18 protein-coding genes are annotated in these 18,360 nt (G+C 67.7%); 8 read left to right on the top strand and 10 right to left on the bottom strand.

The window, feature by feature from the left end; translation table 11 throughout:
* Window positions 1–5: 5 nt before the first annotated feature.
* Window positions 6–2,090 (bottom strand): SMP-30/gluconolactonase/LRE family protein, encoded by a 2,085-nt coding sequence (locus tag BCL79_RS14705; RefSeq protein ID WP_259462187.1) that lies wholly within the window; start codon window positions 2,088–2,090, stop codon window positions 6–8.
* A gap of 204 nt (window positions 2,091–2,294) precedes the next feature.
* Window positions 2,295–3,068, bottom strand: a complete 774-nt coding sequence (locus BCL79_RS14700; RefSeq protein WP_121042391.1) for a lytic transglycosylase domain-containing protein — start codon at window positions 3,066–3,068, stop codon at window positions 2,295–2,297.
* A 282-nt stretch (window positions 3,069–3,350) separates the two neighbouring features.
* On the opposite strand from BCL79_RS14700, the gene BCL79_RS14695 reads away from it, so the two are divergent.
* Window positions 3,351–4,955 carry an EAL domain-containing protein gene (locus BCL79_RS14695; protein ID WP_121042389.1) on the top strand — a complete coding sequence of 535 codons (1,605 nt, stop codon included), beginning with the start codon at window positions 3,351–3,353 and terminating at the stop codon, window positions 4,953–4,955.
* 9 nt (window positions 4,956–4,964) lie between these two features.
* Here the strand turns inward: BCL79_RS14695 and BCL79_RS14690 are convergent, their stop codons facing one another.
* Window positions 4,965–5,939, bottom strand: a complete 975-nt coding sequence (locus tag BCL79_RS14690) for a polysaccharide deacetylase family protein (protein ID WP_259462186.1) — start codon at window positions 5,937–5,939, stop codon at window positions 4,965–4,967.
* A gap of 79 nt (window positions 5,940–6,018) precedes the next feature.
* Window positions 6,019–7,221: an MFS transporter gene (locus BCL79_RS14685; RefSeq protein ID WP_121042385.1), complete on the bottom strand. Its 1,203-nt coding sequence runs from the start codon at window positions 7,219–7,221 to the stop codon at window positions 6,019–6,021.
* Between the two features lie 307 nt (window positions 7,222–7,528).
* Between BCL79_RS14685 and BCL79_RS14680 the strand changes: the two genes are divergently transcribed.
* Both BCL79_RS14680 and BCL79_RS14675 read left to right on the top strand, forming a co-directional pair.
* Window positions 7,529–8,431 (top strand): LysR family transcriptional regulator, encoded by a 903-nt coding sequence (locus BCL79_RS14680; RefSeq protein ID WP_121042383.1) that lies wholly within the window; start codon window positions 7,529–7,531, stop codon window positions 8,429–8,431.
* Between the two features lie 175 nt (window positions 8,432–8,606).
* A complete protein-coding gene (locus BCL79_RS14675; RefSeq protein ID WP_121042381.1) occupies window positions 8,607–10,217 on the top strand; it encodes an ABC-F family ATP-binding cassette domain-containing protein in 1,611 nt (536 codons plus the stop codon).
* A 10-nt stretch (window positions 10,218–10,227) separates the two neighbouring features.
* Here the strand turns inward: BCL79_RS14675 and BCL79_RS14670 are convergent, their stop codons facing one another.
* Window positions 10,228–11,559: a GTP-binding protein gene (locus BCL79_RS14670; protein WP_121042378.1), complete on the bottom strand. Its 1,332-nt coding sequence runs from the start codon at window positions 11,557–11,559 to the stop codon at window positions 10,228–10,230.
* A gap of 70 nt (window positions 11,560–11,629) precedes the next feature.
* Here BCL79_RS14670 and BCL79_RS14665 point away from each other — a divergent pair, with 70 nt between their 5' ends.
* Entirely contained in the window at window positions 11,630–12,001 is a 372-nt protein-coding gene (locus BCL79_RS14665; RefSeq protein WP_121042376.1) for a MerC domain-containing protein, read from the top strand.
* Between the two features lie 22 nt (window positions 12,002–12,023).
* Here BCL79_RS14665 and BCL79_RS14660 read toward each other — a convergent pair whose 3' ends face one another.
* Window positions 12,024–12,299, bottom strand: coding sequence for a metal-sensing transcriptional repressor (locus BCL79_RS14660; protein WP_121042374.1), 276 nt, complete (start codon window positions 12,297–12,299; stop codon window positions 12,024–12,026).
* A 52-nt stretch (window positions 12,300–12,351) separates the two neighbouring features.
* Between BCL79_RS14660 and dmeF the strand changes: the two genes are divergently transcribed.
* Window positions 12,352–13,371: a CDF family Co(II)/Ni(II) efflux transporter DmeF gene (dmeF, locus tag BCL79_RS14655; RefSeq protein ID WP_121042372.1), complete on the top strand. Its 1,020-nt coding sequence runs from the start codon at window positions 12,352–12,354 to the stop codon at window positions 13,369–13,371.
* Between the two features lie 55 nt (window positions 13,372–13,426).
* On the opposite strand, the gene BCL79_RS14650 is transcribed toward dmeF, so the two are convergent.
* Window positions 13,427–13,759 (bottom strand): hypothetical protein, encoded by a 333-nt coding sequence (locus BCL79_RS14650; RefSeq protein WP_226956649.1) that lies wholly within the window; start codon window positions 13,757–13,759, stop codon window positions 13,427–13,429.
* 113 nt (window positions 13,760–13,872) lie between these two features.
* On the opposite strand from BCL79_RS14650, the gene BCL79_RS14645 reads away from it, so the two are divergent.
* On the top strand, window positions 13,873–14,304 hold the full coding sequence (locus BCL79_RS14645; RefSeq protein ID WP_121042370.1) for a hypothetical protein: 432 nt from the start codon (window positions 13,873–13,875) through the stop codon (window positions 14,302–14,304).
* A gap of 148 nt (window positions 14,305–14,452) precedes the next feature.
* On the opposite strand, the gene BCL79_RS14640 is transcribed toward BCL79_RS14645, so the two are convergent.
* The gene (locus tag BCL79_RS14640) at window positions 14,453–14,938 is read right to left on the bottom strand and encodes an REP-associated tyrosine transposase (RefSeq protein WP_121042368.1); all 486 of its coding nucleotides are present in this window, start codon (window positions 14,936–14,938) and stop codon (window positions 14,453–14,455) included.
* Window positions 14,939–15,131: 193 nt separating this feature from the next.
* Between BCL79_RS14640 and BCL79_RS14635 the strand changes: the two genes are divergently transcribed.
* Together BCL79_RS14635 and BCL79_RS20135 are read left to right on the top strand one after the other, a co-directional pair.
* On the top strand, window positions 15,132–15,974 hold the full coding sequence (locus BCL79_RS14635) for a class I SAM-dependent methyltransferase (RefSeq protein WP_121042366.1): 843 nt from the start codon (window positions 15,132–15,134) through the stop codon (window positions 15,972–15,974).
* Between the two features lie 206 nt (window positions 15,975–16,180).
* On the top strand, window positions 16,181–16,897 hold the full coding sequence (locus tag BCL79_RS20135) for a hypothetical protein (protein ID WP_147433913.1): 717 nt from the start codon (window positions 16,181–16,183) through the stop codon (window positions 16,895–16,897).
* A 40-nt stretch (window positions 16,898–16,937) separates the two neighbouring features.
* Here BCL79_RS20135 and BCL79_RS20335 read toward each other — a convergent pair whose 3' ends face one another.
* Both BCL79_RS20335 and BCL79_RS14630 read right to left on the bottom strand, forming a co-directional pair.
* Window positions 16,938–17,114, bottom strand: a complete 177-nt coding sequence (locus BCL79_RS20335) for a hypothetical protein (RefSeq protein WP_183073794.1) — start codon at window positions 17,112–17,114, stop codon at window positions 16,938–16,940.
* 114 nt (window positions 17,115–17,228) lie between these two features.
* The gene (locus BCL79_RS14630) at window positions 17,229–18,041 is read right to left on the bottom strand and encodes an alpha/beta fold hydrolase (RefSeq protein WP_121042364.1); all 813 of its coding nucleotides are present in this window, start codon (window positions 18,039–18,041) and stop codon (window positions 17,229–17,231) included.
* Window positions 18,042–18,360 lie beyond the last annotated feature (319 nt).

The raw sequence follows: 18,360 nt of genomic DNA, 5'->3' as shown, positions 1-18,360 counted from the left end.
GTCGCTCAGGGAAGCAGCGTGATCTTCAGATCGCGCGGGCCGACCGCCTCATTGCCACTGTAGTCGCGCGCACTGGCACGCAGGGTGTACTCGCCGGCCGGCAACGCATCCGGCTGCCAGCGCCCGGTCTCGACCAGCCCATCGCGCACGGTGTTGGTGACCAGATAGCGGAACCGGGTGACCGCGCTGCCATGCACGGTGATGCCACTGTCCGGCGCATAGGCCACGCGGGTGGCGCTGTCTTCGCGCGGCATCCGGTTGAACACGATGTTGAAGCGCGGCTGCTCGTAGCCGGCCAACGGCTGGCCCTGCGCATCCAGCACTTGGTAGCCGACCTGGTACAGCCCCAACCGCCGCCGTGGCAGATTGCGGTCCACCTGGTCCCACGCCTCCACGACGATCTGCACGCCCGGGCCCTGGCGCGGGACCGCAACGCGGCCATCGGCGCCGGCCTGGATCGGCTGATCCAGATCGTCCAGCACGGCCACCTCGGTGATGCGCGGCGCGAAGGTGTCGGCGTAATCGATGAAGCCCAGCGCCACCGCATTGCGCTCGAAGCCACTGGCGCCCACGCTCAGGTGGACATGCGCCATGCGGTTGATGCTGCCCAGCGCTTCGCCGGCGGCGAAACGGGTGCCGCGACGCACGCGGATGCGCTCCAACGTGCCGTCCTCACCGGACACCTGCTGCCAGCGCGGATCGAACGGACGATCGCGCGGGTCACGGCCGACCTTCATGTGGATGTACTTGAGCCGGCCCAGCGAAAGGCCTTCGGCCTGGCCGCCGACCGACCACGCCGCGAACGGCGTATCGACCTTGCCGTCGGCAATCGCCAGCACCGGCTGACCGACATCGCCGCGGATGTCGAAGCCACCGTGCAGGTGGTGGCGACTCTCGCCCTTGAAATCCCCGCGCACTTCACCCAGCGTGCCGACCACCTCATGCCACCCGTCCTGCGGGGCCAGTGGCCAACGGCCGGCGGTGTCGGGCAACGGCGCGTCCGGTGCCGGGCCGATCAGGGCCGGCGGCGCAGTCTGGCCCGCGGCCAGCGCACGCAGCCGGTGCACCCGGTAGGACGCGGCATCGGCCAGATACAGCCCGCCATCGGCATCCAGTGCGAGTGCGGTCGGCCGGGCAAAGCGCGGCTGCGGCGGCACACCCGCCAGCGCGAGCTGGTGGCCCTGCGCCGAGATCTGCACCACCTTGCCGTTGATGTCGCTGGCGTAGATCACCCCGTCATGGGTTACTGCCACGGACAGGGGCCCACTGAGCAGACCGCCGTCGGCCACGCGCGTGCTCAGCGTGCCATCCGGCGCAAGCTGGCGGATCGCGTTGTTGAACAGGTCGGCGATCAGCAGGTTGCCCTGCGGATCCAACGCCAGCGCCACCGGCGTATCCAGGCGGGTGGCCGCGCCGATGCCCTCCACCAGCCCTGGGCGCTCACCACCGGCGACGGTATGCACCCGTCCGTCGGGTTCGATGACGCGGATGCGGTCGTTGTAGGTATCGGCCACGTACACGCGGCCGCCGGCATCCACCGCCACGCCCATCGGCCCATCGAAGCGCGCCTGCGCGGCCGGGCCATCGACGAACCCCCGCTGGCCATCACCGGCCAGCGTGCTCACCGTGCCGTCCACCGCGATGCGGCGGATCACGTGATTGCCGGTATCGGCGACGAAGACGTTGCCGGCCGCATCCAACGCGATGCCGGACGGTGTATTGAACTGCGCCTGCAGCGCGGCGCCATCGCGCCAGCCCTCGCCGTGCCCGGCCAGCGTGTCCACGCGGCCGTCGGGGTGAACGCGGCGGATGCGGTTGTTGTCGCCGGCATCGGCGATGTAGACCACGCCGTGCGCGTCCACCGCCAGCCCGTAGGGATCGGCGAAGCGCGCCTGGGCGGCGGGGCCTTCGGTGCTGCCACCGACACCGTCGCCGGCCAGCACGCTGAACTGCGGCGTCCAGCCGAGCACGGTCGCCACCGGGCCCGGCGGCGGCGCGGGCGCGGCCGGTTCGCGCAGGAAAGTCCATGCCAGGGCCGCCGCCATCAGGGCTGCTATCAGCACCACCATTGCCCATCGTCCGCGCGTCATCGCTGTCCTTGCCTGCTGCTGTTCGGGACACGACCTTAGCCGCTCGTGGCGTGCCTGCAAACCCTGCGCGGCGACAGCGACCTGTGTGGATGCCTCGTTCCTGTTTCAATACGGGCTGACGCCATGGAAGGACGTACCGCATGAAACCAGTGATGTGCGGCACAGCGCGTGCCCAGCGCGGACGTTCCGCCCTGAAACGCCGCGCTATTTCGCCGGCGTTTCCACCTTGAACCCCATCGCTTCGCGGTAGCGCACGTACAGCGCACTGACCTTCTCCACGTAGGCCAGCGTTTCCGCATACGGCGGCACGCCCCTGTAGCGCGTCACCGCACCGATGCCGGCGTTGTACGCGGCGGCCGCCAGCACGCGGTCGCCCTTGTAGCGGCGCAGCAAGGCCTTCATGTAACGCGCGCCACCGCTGATCGACTGTTCGGCCGAGAGGGGATCGGCCACGCCGTATTCGGTGGCGGTATCGGGCATCAGCTGCATCACGCCCTGGGCGCCCTTGGGCGAGATCGCGCCCGCATCGAAGCCGCTCTCGGCATGGGCGATCGCGCGCAGCCAGGCATCGTCCACGCCGGTGGCCTTCGCGGCCGCCTTGAACTGCTTGGCATGCCGGTTCAACTGCGGCGTGCCGACCTTGCCCAGGCCTTCGTGCGCCGGCTCGCCCGGGGGCGTGGCCACGGTGAACTTCAGGAACACGCGCGAGCCGGGCAGGTTGCGGGTGGAGTAGACCAGCGCACCGTCCTGCTCACGCTCATACAGCGTGCCGCTGAAGACGCCCATGTTGCCCCACAGGTTGGGGGTCTGCACGGCGTTGTCGTCGATCTGCTGCGGCGTGCATCTGGAGCCCGGTTCCGGTGCGGTGGCCAGGCTGACCGTGTTGCTCTGCACGCAGCGATAGACCGTGCGCGCCGATGCCAGGCCAGGCAACAGCAACGACAACAGGGCCAACGCGGCAGGCAGGGTCGGATTCATCGGGCTCGGATCGGGGCACGGAAGGGTGCGGCGCGATGATCCGGCCGGGGGCGCGAACCGAAGGTGAATACCGGGTCGCTATGCCGGCAAGCGCCGGCGACCTGCCCAAGGGTGACGGATTCAACCCCTAATGGAGCGTCCCGCCTCCTATCCCGCCCGTCCCGGCGCGCGGCATTGTTTCAATCCCCGCGCACTGATGGTCATATAGCGGCTCGGGGCGGTGAGTCCCCTGGCCCGCCGGGCTGCCATGGAACCCCTTTTCGACTAGGCATCGAGGTCTGCTTGAACCGCGTCAGGATCATTGCCGTCACTGTAGTGCTCGCCCTGCTTGGCGCCCTGGTGCCGATCGCCACGGTGTTCTATTTCACCTGGAGCCGCGCCAGCGAGTTCGAACAGGTGCGGCTGCAGACCACCGCCGAGCGCACCCTGCAGCGCGCGCACCGCGCCTACGAGGGCGCGTTGAACACCCTGCGTGAACTCAACCGCAGCACCCTGGTGCCCTGCTCGCCCGAGCACCTGCAGGTGATGCGCGGACTGGTGATGCGCACCCACTCGGCCGAGCAGATCGGGTACTTCGAGAACGGCCGGCTGGCCTGCACCTCGTGGGGGCCGATGGACCCCGGGGTCGTGCAGCCCCCACCGACCTATGTCACCGCCGAGGGCGCCGGCATTACGCTGGACATCCGTCCGCTCGCCGGCACGCCGCAGCAGCCCTTGATGGCCCTGAGTTACGGCCACTACGACATCCTGATGGATCCGGCGCGGTTGATCGATGTGATCGTCGATCCCAACGTGCGGCTGGCCGTCGCCAGCCCCGACGGACGGCTGATCGCCCAGCAGGACATCCAGGACCAGGCCCTGCTGCAACGGCTGTTGCGCGAGCCGGCAAGCGGTATCGAAGGGCAGACGCTGTATGCCACCGCGCAGGACCAGGAATGGCTGGCCATCGCCACCGCCCCACGCACCGATCTGGTTGCCGCATTCCGCCACCAGATCGGGCAGTTCATTCCGCTGGGGGTGCTGGGCGCGCTGGCGGCGATCGGCGGCGTGGTGTGGCTGTCGCGGCGGCGGCTGTCGCTGCGAGGCGAACTGGCCACAGCCGTCCGCAGGCGTGAGTTCTTCATGCACTACCAGCCGATCATCGAGCTGGATACCGGCATCTGCGTGGGCGCCGAATCGCTGGTGCGCTGGCGCCGTCCCGACGGCAGCCTGGTGCGGCCGGATCTGTTCATCCCGCTGGCCGAGGAGGCCGGGCTGATCGAGGCGCTGACCGACCAGGTCATCGACCACGTGATCGCGGACATGCGCGCGTTGCTGGTGCAGGACCGCAGCGCGCACATCGCGATCAATCTGGCCGCCGAGGATGTCAGCAGCGGACGGGCACTGAAGGTGCTGAGCACCAAGCTGCACGGGACAGGCATCCATCCCCAGCAGATCTGGCTGGAGGCGACCGAGCGCGGTTTCATCGATATCCGCCGGGCGCGCACCAGCCTGGCCAATGCACGGCGGATGGGGCACTGCGTGGCGATCGACGACTTCGGTGTCGGCTATTCCAGCCTGCAGTACCTCCAGCAACTGCCGCTGGATGCGCTGAAGATCGACAAGTCGTTCATTGATGCGATCGGGACCGACAGCGCCACCAGCCCGGTCACCTCGCACATCATCGACATGGCCAAGACCCTCGGGCTGTTCACCGTGGCGGAGGGCGTGGAAACCCCGGCCCAGCTTGCCTACCTGCAGGCGCGCCAGGTGGAGTTCGGGCAGGGCTGGCTGTTCTCCAAGGCCCTGCCGCCGGCCGAGTTCATCGCGTTCCACCAGCAGCGTCAGCAGCAGTACGGGCAGGCACCGGAGGACATGCAGAACCCCAACAGCGACACGCCGGCCTGAGCCCTTGCGTTATTCCGCCTCCAGGCCGGCCAGCGTCATCACCCACGCCGGTACCTGGGGCTCGCCTGCGTAGAAGGCCTTCGGTGCGTTCTCCGCCATCGCCCAGCGCTGGATCCAGCTGATGCCGCCGGCCCCGTTGTAGCCATCGGCATGCTGATACGCCGGATCCTGCAGGGCCACCTCCAGCGAGATGAAGCGATAGCCGCGCCGGCGCGTGGCTGCGACCAGTTCTTCCACACAGTCCGCGCTGAGCGCATTGGCGTGGATCAACCACACCTGTGCAGGCAACCGGCCCAGCAATTGCTGCCCCTGCTGCTCGTAGTAGTCCAGCTTGTTGAGCATGTAGGGCACATAGCCACGGCGCAGCTGGCGCAGGCGGGCCTCCCGCGCGATGGGATCGCTCTCGGTATCGCGCACGTGATCGTAGGCGAACGCCCAGATCCACTCGCTGTTGTCGACCGTCACCGGCGCGACCTGATAGCCGTGCTGCTGCAGGAACACGCCCAGCGCAGCACGTTCTACCGGGGATTGCCCGGCACGCAGATAGGGATGCCGGAACCAGCGCGGTGCCTGCCCGGTTTCGGCCAGCAGTGGGCGCAGGGTAGCTTCACCGCGCAGGATGTCCTGCTCATACGCGGGCAAGCCGATCGCGTGCAGATCCACATGGCCGTAGGTGTGGTTGCCCAGTTCGAAACCGGCATCGCGCCAGTCGCGCAGCATCTGCACGCGCGCAGGTTGCACCTGTCCATCCACCTCGAGTTTGACCTCATTGACGAACCCCACCACCGGCACGTCGGCCCGCTTCAGGGCTGCGATCAACTGCGCATGACGGGCGGCAAGCGCGGGATCGGCGCGTTCGTCCAGACGCTGCCAGGGCAGATCATCGATCGTCAGCGCGATGCGTCGCTCCGGCTCGACTGCGTACGCGCTGCCGGCCACGCACAGCAGTGCCAGCACACCCCATCGAACGAATCCCTTGCGCACCCGCTGCTCCCATCGCGATACCCGGCCCCAGCATAGCGCCGGGTATCGCGGCCCACCTTGCCGTGTGCGGCGGCTGGGCTCAGTGCGCGATCGGGGCCCACGCACGCGGCTGGCGCAGCACCGCCACCAACGTGGCCAGCAGCAGCACCAGCAGGACCGCGGGCAGCCAGCGTTCACCGACGGTTTCCAGCATCACGCCGCCGACGATGCCCGCCAGCGCGATGGCCAGATTCCAGCCCGTCACCACGAACGACTGCGCGATGTCCCCGGCCTCATCGGCACGACGCGCCACGGCAGTCTGGAACAGCGTGGGGACGCCACCGAAGGAGATTCCCCAGACCACCGTGCCGATCACCAGCACCCACGGCGAGCCCGGCCACAGGCCGAACGCCACGGCCGAGAGTGCAAAGGCTACCGTGCTGGCGACCACCAGCGCGCGCAGCCAGCGGTCCACCAGCAGCCCGGTGATCCAGATGCCGACCAGCGCGGCCACGCCGAACACCAGCAGCAGGCGATCCAGCCAGGCCGCCGCGCCGGACAGCGCCGCAAACGGTTCGATGTAGGTGTAGAGCACGTTGTGCGCCAGCACGTACAGGAACATCGTCAGCAACGCGGTGCGCATGCCGCGCAGCCGCAGTACGTTGCCCAGCGGCTGCTGGGCCGCCGCGCCCGGGGCCGGCAAGGGCGGCAGCACCAGCCGCGCCCACACCAGCAGGCCGACGCTGAGCAGCGACATCAACCCGAACGCCCAGCGCCAGCCGATGGTCTGGCCGAGCAGCGTGCCGGCGGGGATGCCCAACGACAGTGCCAGCGGCGTGCCGACCATCGCCACCGCGATCGCGCGGCCCTGCAGCTGCGGCACCACCATGCGGCTGGCATAACCGGCCACCAGCGACCACAGCAGGCCCGCGCTGATGCCCGCGCAGAAGCGCGCGACCAGCATCAGGCCGTAGTGGTGCGTCATCGCGGTGATGGTGTTGACCACCACGAAGCCGGCGATCGCGGTCAGCAGCAGCGGGCGGCGCGGCCAGCGCCGGGTCAGCGCGGTCATCGGCAGCGCGGCGACCAGCGAGCCCAGCGCGTAGATCGTGACCAGCTGGCCGACCAGCGCGCGGCTGACGCCGAGATCGGCGCTCATCGGCGAAAGCAGGCCGGCCGGAAGCGCCTCGGTGAGGATGGTGATGAAACCCGCGCAGGCCAGCGCCAGCAGCCCGCCGAACGGCAACCGGCTGGCGGCGTTGGGCTGGGGGATGGCGGTGGAACCGACCGCGTGCCCGCTCATGGGCGCGCCTGGGTGGGTAGCGCATCGAAGGAGGTGGGCTCGCGGAGCTCTGGTAGGGAGGACATGGGGGCACCAGCAGAAGGGGGAGCGCCACGGTAGGCGTTGAGCCGCCAGGGAAACAGCCGGTTGGCGCTCCGCACATTCCGGACCGGCCAGGCCGCAATCGGTGAAGTGCCCTCCCGCCAAGGTCTTCGGCCGGAACCAAGCACCGGCGCACCGCAGTGTTGCGGGCCGATGCCCCCGCCTCCCGCCCCGCCAGCGCTGCCGACCGCTACAGTTCCCCCCTTCCCCCCCCGTGCAACCGCCCATGTCAGCCTTGGACAATCTCGGCAACCTGCAGACCTTCGTGCAGGTCGCCGACACCCGCAGCTTCGTCGAGACCGGCCGCATGCTCGGCATCTCCGCCTCGGCGGCCGGCAAGACGGTGTCGCGGCTGGAGCAGGCACTCGGCGTGCGGCTGTTTCATCGCAGCACCCGCAGCGTCACCCTCACCGCCGAGGGCGAGCGCTTCCTGGTCCGGTGCCGGCGCATCCTCGATGAGCGTGACGCCGCCCGTGACGAGCTGGTCCAGCAGACCGAGGCGCCCACGGGGGTGCTGCGGGTCAGTCTGCCGCTGGTCGGCGACATCTCGCTGCCGCTGCTCACCGAGTTCATGGCCGCGTATCCCGGCATCCGCCTGGAGCTGGATTTCGATGACCGGCTGGTGGATGTGATCGAGGAAGGCTTCGACGCCGTGCTGCGGGTCAGCGAGCCGACCGACTCGCGCCTGAGCGCCCGACAGCTCGGCGTGTTTCCGCGCTATCTGGTCGCCTCCCCGGATTACCTGGCCCGCCGCGGCACCCCATGCGCGCCTGAGGATCTGTTGCACCACGACTGCCTGCACTACCGCTTCCCCAGCAGCGGCAAGCTGGAGCCGTGGCCGCTGCCGCAGACGCCGGGCGCCGCGCCGCTCGCACTGCCGGTCTCGATGGTCAGCAATACGATCGAAGCGCGGCTGGCCTTCGCGCTGGCCGGGCGCGGCATCGCCTACATCCCCGAGCACTCGGTGCGCGAGGCACTGGCCGACGGCCGCCTGCAGCGGGTGATGGCCGACCGTATCCATGCCTGCGGCACCTTCTACCTGCTGTGGCCCTCCGGCCGCCATGTGCTGCCCAAGCTGCGGGTCTTCATCGATTTCATCAGCGCCCGGCTGACCGGCGTCAGCTGCTGAGCAGGCGGCGTTCATCGCCCTGCCGCCGGGCGGTTTTATACTGGCCGCGCGGCAGTCAGCCGCCTTTGTTGCCGAGGTAGGCCTACATGCGCCATTGATGCCGCCGTCGTCTGACGGCCCGTCTCCACCCACCTGTTCCGCAGGAGGGGAGTCTTTGGCATCCAATGGAGGTCGCATGACCGCATTCGCTCTCACGCTCGATCGCGTGACGCATACCCTGCCCGACGGCCGGGTTCTGTTTTCCGAACTGTCCGCCGCGTTCGACGGCACCCCGACCGGCCTGGTCGGGCGCAACGGCGTGGGCAAAAGCCTGCTCGCGCACCTGCTCAGTGGCGATCTCACGCCCACGGCCGGCCGCATCGTGCGCAGCGGGCCGGTGCACCTGCTCACGCAGCACAGCGGCGTGCCCGCAGGCCGTATCGCCGATCTGGCCGGTGTCGGCGCAGTGCTCGACGCCCTGCACCGCATCGAAGCCGGCAGCGTCGATCCGGACGACTTCACCCGTGTGGGGGAGCGCTGGGACCTCCGCGAGCAGTTGCAGGCGCAATGGCAGCTGCTCGGGCTGCCCGCGCTGGATCCCCTGCGGCCGGCGGCCACGCTCAGTGGTGGCCAGGCGATGCAGGTCGCGCTGGCCGGTGCGTTCCTGTCCGGTGCCGAGGGCCTGATCCTGGATGAACCCAGCAACCACCTTGACGCCGCCCATCGCGCACGCCTGATCGAGGCGCTGCAGCGCTGGCACGGCGGCCTGATCGTGATCAGCCACGACCGCACGCTGCTGCGGCACATGGCGCGCACCGTCGAACTGTCGCCCGGCGGGCTGCGCCAGTACGGCGGCAACTACGATCTCTACACCGAACAGAAGCAGGACCAGCGGCGCAGCGCGGATGCCCAACTGGCCCTGCGCAAGCGCGAGCGCCGCCAGCAGCAGACCGAGCTGCGCGATCAGCGCGAAAAGATGGCGCATCGGCAGGCGCGCGCCACACGCGAGGCACGCACCGCCAACCAGGCACCGATCCTGCTCGGTGGCATGAAGAACCGCAGCGAGCACAGCGCCGGCCGCTTGCAAACACAGCAGCACGAGCGCCGCACCGAACTGGATGCGCGCGTGCGCGAGGCTGCCGGCGAGGTGGAACAGGACATCGAGATCGCCCTGCTCGCCCCGGTGATCCACCAGCCCGGGCCCCAGCGCGTGGCCGAGCTCATCGCCGCCGAACTACCGTGGGTGCAGGCACCTTGGATGACGCTGGACCTCACGGTGCAGCGCGGCCAGCGGATCGGCGTGCAGGGCCGCAACGGCAGTGGCAAATCCACGCTCTTGAAGGTGTTGGCGGGCACGTTGCAGCCGGTGTCGGGGCACGTCGATGTGGCGGCGAGCGTCGCCCTGCTCGATCAGTCGCTCACGATGCTGCCCGGCGACGCCTCGGCCCTGTCACTGCTGCAGCGCGCGCATCCGTTGGCCAGCGAAGGCACGCTGCGCACGCAGTTGGCCCTGCTCGGCCTGGATGCCGAGCGCAGCCTGCGGCCGTTGGCCACGCTCAGCGGTGGCGAACGCCTGAAGGCGGCGCTGGCGTCGGTGCTGTACGCACAGACGCCGCCGCAACTGCTGCTGCTCGACGAACCCGGCAATCACCTCGACCTGCCCTCGCTGGCCGCGCTGGAGCAGATGCTCCGCCAGTACAGCGGCACGTTGATGATCGTGTCACACGATGACGCGCTGCTGCAGGCGGTCGGCTTGAGCCATACCCTGCGCGCATCCGATCAGGGGTGGCAGCTGACGCCGGTGTAAAGCGTTCGGCTCATGCGCGCGCCCACGCCGGGAACGCATCCGGCAGCAACTGCCACAACAGCGGTCCGGCGCGCAGTTCCTCATCGTTGAGCAGGCAGGCATCCAGCTCGGCACGCACCGCGTGCTCGTCCATCGCCACGCCGATCACCGCCAGCTCCTGGCGGCGGTCGCCCCACCACGGATGCCACAGCCTGCGCATCGCCTGGTACTCGCCCGCATCGCCGACCTGATCCACGGTGGGCAGCGGCGCGGTCCAGCACGACGCCTGCTGGCGTGCCCAGCCGATATCCGTGTAGGGCACGCGCGTGGGCGGCAGCTCGGGCACGGTGTTCTCCAGGCCCGCCTCCATGCGCTCGCGCGAGGCGTACCAGACCCCCGCGACCGAGGTCTGCGTGGCCGCACCGACACTGGAGAGCTCGCCCACCGAGTCCATGCGGTTGGCCAGCCAGAAGAAGCCCTTGCTGCGGATCACGCTGCCCAGCCCGGTCTCCAGCAAGCGCGCAAAGCGTTGCGGATGGAACGGCCGGCGCGAGCGGTAGACGAAACTGGTGATGCCGTATTCCTCGGTCTCCGGCGTGTGCTGGCCACGCAGCGCCTGCATCCAGCCCGGTGCCAGCTGCGCTTTGACGAAGTCGTAGCGGCCGGTATCGAGCACCTCGTGCAGCGGCACGTTGCCGTGTTCGGACAGCACCAGCCGCGCATCGCGGTTCATCGCGCGCAGCACGGCCAGCGTGGATTGCAGCGTGTCGTCGTCGATCAGATCGCACTTGCTCACCACGATCACGTTGGCGAACTCGATCTGTTCGGCAAGCAGATTGACCACGCCACGGTCGTCGTCCTCACCGGCCTGCTGGCCGCGGTCGATCAGCCGGTCGCTTGAGCCGAAATCCTGCAGAAACTGCGCGCCATCGACCACCGTCACCAGCGTATCCAGCCGCGCGATGTCGCTCAGACTGAAGCCATCCTCATCGCGTACCGAGAAGGTCGCCGCGACCGGCATCGGCTCGGCGATCCCGGTCGACTCGATCAGCAGGTAGTCATAGCGCCCCTCCGCCGCAAGCCTGCGCACCTCGTGCAGCAGGTCATCGCGCAGCGTGCAGCAGATGCAGCCGTTGCTGAACTCCACCAGCGTCTCCTCGGTGCGGCTCAGCGCCGCGCCGCCATCGCGGACCAGCTGCGCATCGACATTGATCTCGCTCATGTCGTTGACGATCACCGCCACCCGGCGGCCCTCGCGGTTGCGCAGCAGCTGATTGAGCAGGGTGGTCTTGCCGGCACCGAGGAAGCCGGACAGCACCGTCACCGGAAGACGGGAATCATGAAGGGCAGCAGAGGCAGTCATGGCGGAGCAGGTCTGGAGGGGAAGTGAAATGTTACTATATAACATTCACAGACCAAGACCCCCACGCCCCATGAAGCGATCCTCTGCCCTGTTGGATGCCGGCGCCATCGCGCTGTCCGGCCTATGCCTGCTGCACTGCCTGGCCCTGCCGCTGCTCGCGGCGATGCTCCCGCTGATGGGGGTGTGGGCCGAAGCCGAGTGGGTGCATGCCCTGTTCGTAGCGATTGCCGCGCCGGTGACCGGCTTCGCGCTGTGGCGCGCGCACCGCCAGCACCGTCTGCCCGTGCTGGCGATGGCCGCCGCGTTGGTCGGGCTGCTGTTGCTGCTGGCCGGCGCCATGGGCTGGCCGAGCCACGAGGCCGAAACCCCGATGACCGTGGTCGGCAGCCTGCTGTTGGCCAGCACGCACGTGTGGAACGCCTGGCGGCGGCACCGGCACTGAGCCGGCGCGAGCGCTGCGTCGCCTACTTGCCGTAGGCGCGCAGCAGCTTGACCAGCACCTGGGCCTCGGCCGCGCGCTCGACCGGATCGTCTGGGCCGACCACGTGCTCCTGCAGGTGCTCATCGAGCAGCGCCATCAACAGTGCGTGTGCCGCCCCGCGCACGGCCGAGGCCTGCATCAGGACATCGGTGCAATCGGCCTCGGCCGACTGCAGGGAGGCTTCGAGTGCGGCGACCTGGCCCGCCATGCGGCGGACCCGGGCGAGCAAGGGTCTGCGGTGGTGTTGAACGTGCGACATGGGGCCGGAGCATATACCCTATGGGGGTATAGTCCAATGGTTGGATTGCCCCATGATCCTCAACGCTGCCGCCGACGCCCGCCGCCACACCCATCGCTTCGACGGTGGCAATCCCCTGGCCGAGCGCAGCACGCAGCGCGCGCTCTGGCTGACCACGGCGATGATGATCGTGGAGATCATCGGCGGGTGGTGGTTCAACTCCATGGCCGTGCTCGCCGACGGCTGGCACATGAGCTCGCACGCACTGGCGCTGGGGCTGTCTGTGTTCGCGTACGGTTTCGCACGCCGCCATGCACACGACCATCGCTTCACCTTCGGCACCTGGAAGGTCGAGATCCTGGCGGGTTACACCAGTGCCATTGCCCTGCTCGGCGTCGCGCTGCTGATGGCCGTGCAGTCCGGGCAGCGGCTGTTCGTGCCCAGTGCCATCCACTACAACGAGGCCATTGCGATCGCGGTGGTCGGGCTGGCGGTCAATCTGCTGTGCGCATGGTGGCTGCGCGACAACCATGACCACGGGCATCACCCGCATGGCCAACACCATGGGCATGGGCACCACCACGCGCATGAGCAGAGCGGTCACGGCGGTCACGCAGACCACCACGACCACGGTCATGGCGCCCATGGCACACAGGACCTCAACCTGCGCTCGGCCTACCTGCACGTCATCGCCGACGCCGCCACCTCGGTGCTCGCGATCGCCGCCCTGATCGGCGGCAAGGTCTGGGGGGCAGCGTGGCTGGACCCGGTGATGGGCCTGGTGGGCGCAGTACTGGTCACCGTCTGGGCGATCGGCCTGCTGCGCGACACCAGCCGCGTGTTGCTGGATGCGCAGATGGACGCACCGGTGGTGGCGGAGGTACGCGAGGTGATCGAACAGGGGCCGTGGTCGGCGCAGCTGTCCGACCTGCACGTCTGGCAGGTAGGCCGCGGCAAGTACGCGGTCGTGGCCAGCCTGGTGAGCGCCGATCCGCTCAGTGCCGATCAGATCCGTGAGGCGCTGTCTGTGCATGAAGAGCTGGTGCACGTGACCGTGGAAGTACACCGCCTGGACGCAGCGCTGCCTGCTTGATCGACGCACCACCGCACGGAGTGGCCACGTCGGCAGCCGTGCCTCACTGGCTGCCTCAGTGCTTGAACATCATCCCGACCAGGAACAGCACCAGCGGCGCAGCACTGAGCACCGCGCCGATGATGCCCAGCCACGGCCAGCGCTCCTGACGGACGCGCGAGCCCACCGTGGCGATCAGACCCACGGCGGCCGAGGCGAGTACGCCGATGGAGACGCCTGTGGTGCTGGCCCCCGCGGTGACCCCGTGGTTGGCAGCGGTGGCGATGTGGGCGGCGGCGGCACCGACGGGGAGGCCGAGGAAGCTGACCAGGCCGAGCAGCGGCAGTCGCTGGGCCGAGATCGGCACCGTCGACGGTGAGCGCGGCGCTTGCGGAGAATCGGGCAGCACGGGGTGTCTCCTGAGAATCGCATCACCGTACACCATCGCCCGCGGTACACACAGACGGGATCTTTTCATGCCGTGTTGGACAATGCCGTCAACATCCGCCGACAGGAACCGCCATGCGCTTGTTGCCCAGCTTGTTCTCCAGCCTGCTCCTCCTGTCCCCGCTCTTGCTGACCGGTTGCGGCAACGACAACAGCGCCGGCGTGTTCTCCTCCGATCCAATGCTCGGCTGCTATGCCACCCACGCGCGCAAGCCCGCGGAGTTCCGTATCGAGCAGCAGCAGGGCCAGTACTACGTGTCCTTCAACCGCGATGAGCAATGGCAGCGCGACGCCACGCCGCTGCAGGAATCCAGCCGTGCCGAGATCGCCCAGTTCTTCCGCGACGAAGCCGACCAGATCAATAAGGCCCTGGTGCGCCCCGGTGGCGGCTTCGGCATCTTCAAGTTCAACCCGGGCGCCACACTCAAAGGCAAAGCAAAGGACAGCGACTACATGGCACTGGTCCTGATCGGCGCCGGGCCGGTCTTTCCGGTGAAGTGCCCCTGATGGCCAATGCCTGTTTCCCCCTCCCACCGAGCCACTGATACCGGCGGCGACCGACCGACCGCCCGCACCGGTGGCCCGGCCCGCAACACCCATCCCCTGCATCGCCCCACCCGCAACCCCACGCAGGCGGGGATCCCATCCCCGTACTTCAACATGGCTCTTCCGACTCGCGGCGGCCGCGATGGATCGAGCTGTACGGCCATTGCGTCGCGTCACGCACATGCCCGTGCTTGACCGGGTTGTGATGCACATACGCCACATGCCGCTGCAGGTCCTCGGCATCTACGATCCGATGCTCGCGAAAGGCGTTGTGCCAAAGCGGCCGCAGGCTGCGATCACGCCGGAGCTGCAGCCGTGGATCAGTCATCGGCAGCTGGCGGTCGAAGATCGCCTGGATCTGCGCCCAGCGGCGATGGCCCTCCTCGTCGCCCTCCGGCAGCGTCCACACGCCGTGCAGATGGTCTGGCAGCACCACGATCGCGTTGATCCGGAACGGCCGCGCCTGCTGCGCCACCCGGAACGCCAGCCGCAGGATCTGCGCCTGTTCCACCAGCAGGCTGCTGCTGCGATCGCGCAGGTGCGCGCTGAAGAAATAGGTGGTACCGGTCGGCCAGAGGATGTGGTCGTAGGACATGACCCAAGTATCCGAAGCGTCCCTGCGCAGTTCGATCAGCGCACTCCCCGCCGGCGCCTCGGATACCCGCCCACACGTGGGTCGGAATCCCCGCAGCTCGGGGCCCCATGACGGCCGGCCAGCGGCTTCTCAGGTACGATGCCCACCCCTGACTGCCATACCGTCTGGCGCTCGCGCCGCGGACTTAGATCCCGTGCCCCACTACACCGGCCCCCTGCTGACCCGCCCGCTCGCCGAGAGCCTGACCCGCGCCCGCGATGCCGGCACCGGGGAATGGACCGGCTCGCTCGACCTCGGCCGCTCCACCGGCACCGCCACGCTGGCGGCCGACCACTGGCAGTGGAAGGGGGAGACCTATGCCTATCCCGGCAAGACCAAGGACCGCACCCTGTACTACTGGGATGGCGAGGAGTTCCTGGCCATCTCGCGCTTCGGCTCGGCGTTGATCAAGCTGGTGCCGACCGACTGGGACGCGCCGACGTTCGAGATCGACGGCATCAAGATGCTGCCCAGCGCGCAGGTCTCCCCGTTCGAGGATGCCCGCCGCAAGGTCGCGCTGATCGCGCCGGCCGGCAAAACCGTTCTGGATACCTGTGGCGGCCTGGGCTACTTCGCCGCGTGTTGCCTGGAAGGTGGGGTGACCCGTATCCGCTCGTTCGAGAAGAATCCGGACGTGCTGTGGCTGCGCACGCTCAACCCGTGGTCGCCGGATCCGGACGCGGAAAGCAGCGGGGGTCGGCTGGCGCTGAGCCAAGGTGACGTGTCGCAGGAGATTGAAGGGCTGGAGACTGCCTCGGTCGATGCGATCCTGCACGATCCGCCGCGCTTCGGCATCGCCGGTGAGCTGTATTCACAGGTGTTCTATGACGAGCTCGCACGCGTCATCCGCAAGGGCGGCCGGATGTTCCACTACACCGGTGCGCCGAACAAGCTGACCAGCGGCCGCGATGTACCGCGCGAGGTCGCCAAGCGTCTGGAAAAGGCGGGCTTCAAGGCCGAGCTGGCGATGGATGGCGTGCTCGCGGTCAAGCGCTGAGCAGGGTGCTGATTAACTGCCGCGTGGCAGTTTGGCCGCCCACATGTTGTCGAGCAGATTGGGATTATCTTTACAACAGAAACAATAGATAGGTCTTAGTGCGTTACGTCTGTCTAATGCGTAGAGCAGCGCACAGTTCAAGAAAATGATAGTGGGCAGCATGATCTGACCGAGCTGAGCTCGTTCACCAGAGAACGCCGATGCCCATGTTTATTCTTCTGCTTTCCGCAGCAGTCACCATGCCGGTCACGCCCCCGCCCGCTGCCTATCGTGATGAACACACCCAAGAGCGCGACGGCACCAAGCGCATCGTGCGCACCGCACAATGGTCTGATCTGGACGGCGGTTTACTCCCTGTGGAGCAGAAGCTTCGACCCAATCCAGATGGCTCCTTTTCCTATTTTTTCTCAGAGCAATCAATCGCGACCCAGTTGTACCACCACGCACTATGTGAGCAGGATGGAATGACAGCGGGCCAAGGCGAAGGCATTTTAAGCGGCCCCGATGCAATCGGAGGTTGGTCATGCGAACAAGACGACGACGAAGATCTCCCCGTGCCCCGACTGGAGCAGGATCCAGAGTCGACATCATCGTCAGAAGGAACGCTTTTGCATGACGACCGCTCAGCGGACTACGTGTTCGCCTACGCGCCGTCTGGCAACGTGGGAGTGAGTGAGAACTTCCGCGCTCACGGTAGCGTTCGTTTTCGCACAACCCGCGCCGGCAACGCGGAGGCCCTGATTGGCGTCGACAACAGGCGTTGTGTCTACAGAGTATCTCGATACTACTCGGCAGGTACAACCGGAAGCTTCGCACCTTGGGTGAATTGCATCGTACATGTACCCACTACTGTCCCCACAGAGACAGTCGGATGTATACCTTGGGGATGCGCCACCGACCGTGGACGGGTTGTCGCCTATTAGTCAGCTGTGCCACAACGAGAAAGCATAGAAGCGCGAGCGATCAACTGCCGCGTGGCAGTTTAGCCGCCCACATGTTGTCGACCAGATTAGGATAGCGCCGCCCGTTTTCCTCGGCGCGCTGACGGGCCGCGCTCTTCTGCGCCTCGGAGAGCGGCTGCGACTTCTTCTTCCCATTGGGACTGGGCTTCTTCCAGGGCGGTGTCTGGGACTGGCGCATGGACGATCTCGTATGGGCGGGCGCTGGATTCCAGCTCAGCGGGTACAGCGTACAAGAACGCCCGACACGTGATCTCAACGTGCCGGGCGCGCATGGCGGAGAGCGACCTGCGACTTACTTCTTCAGGAAGTCCAACAGTGCCTTGTTGAACGCATCGGCATGGCTGGCATTGCAGCCGTGCGGCGCGTCCTTCAGGACCACCACTTCACTGCCCGCGATGGCCGCATGGGTGCGCTTGCCCGAGCCCTCGAACGGGACCGTGCCATCGCTGTCGCCGTGCAGCACCAGGGTCGGCACCGTGACCTTCTTGAGGTCGCCGCGGAAGTCGGTCGTGCCGAACGCCTTCATGCAGCCCAGCGCGGCGGTCTGGTCGGACTGCTGGCACAGCTTGATCGCGGCCTGGCGTTCTTCTTCGCTGACCTTGAGCTCGCCGTTGGCACTGAAGAAATCCTTGGTAAAGCCATCGAAGAAGGTGTCGCGGTCCTTCTCCAGGCCTTCGCGCATCTCATCGGCCTTTTCCTGGGTCAGCGGGCCCTCGGGGTTGTCGCTGGTCTTGAGCATGTAGGGCGGCACCGCCGAGGCGAACACCACGCTGTGCAGGCGCGATTCGCCGTGCTTGGCGACATAGCGCGCCACTTCACCACCGCCCATGGAGAAGCCGACCAGGGTGGCGTCCTTCAGATCCAGATCCTCGATCACACCGGCCAGATCATCGGCGAGCGTGTCGTACTCGTAACCATCGGACGGCTTGTCCGAGCGCCCGAAACCACGGCGGTCGTAAGCCACCACGCGGTACCCCGCCTCGCGCAGCGCGGGGACCTGGGCCTTCCACGATTCGGCCGACAGCGGCCAGCCATGGATCAGCACCACCGGGCGGCCGGTACCACCGGAATCTTCAACGTGCAGACGAACGCGGGAAGCAGCCATGGGAACTCCTTGGAGCGATGGGGAAGGAATGTTCGATCCTAGGGAGAGGGGGTTGGGTGAGCCGTGAAAGAAAGCGCGATGTCGCTGACGTGACGTGCACGGGGCTGACTGATACCGGCCGGGGTGTTCAGCGGTGCGATGCTGGATTCACTCGGCCACGATCTCAGCATCTGAGACGGCGGCGGACGATAGTTGCCATGGGGCATCGTCGACGCTGGGAACCGGTACATGGACTGTCATGAGATCACACCGGAAGCTGCGCAACGTGGGAAGCCAAGCGCGTCCGGAAGCGTCTGCTGTGGGCTGGCACTTACGTTGT

This window comes from Stenotrophomonas rhizophila (genome assembly GCF_003651185.1).
GTDB lineage: Bacteria > Pseudomonadota > Gammaproteobacteria > Xanthomonadales > Xanthomonadaceae > Stenotrophomonas > Stenotrophomonas maltophilia_Z.
This window is presented reverse-complemented; position numbering and strand designations above follow the sequence as displayed.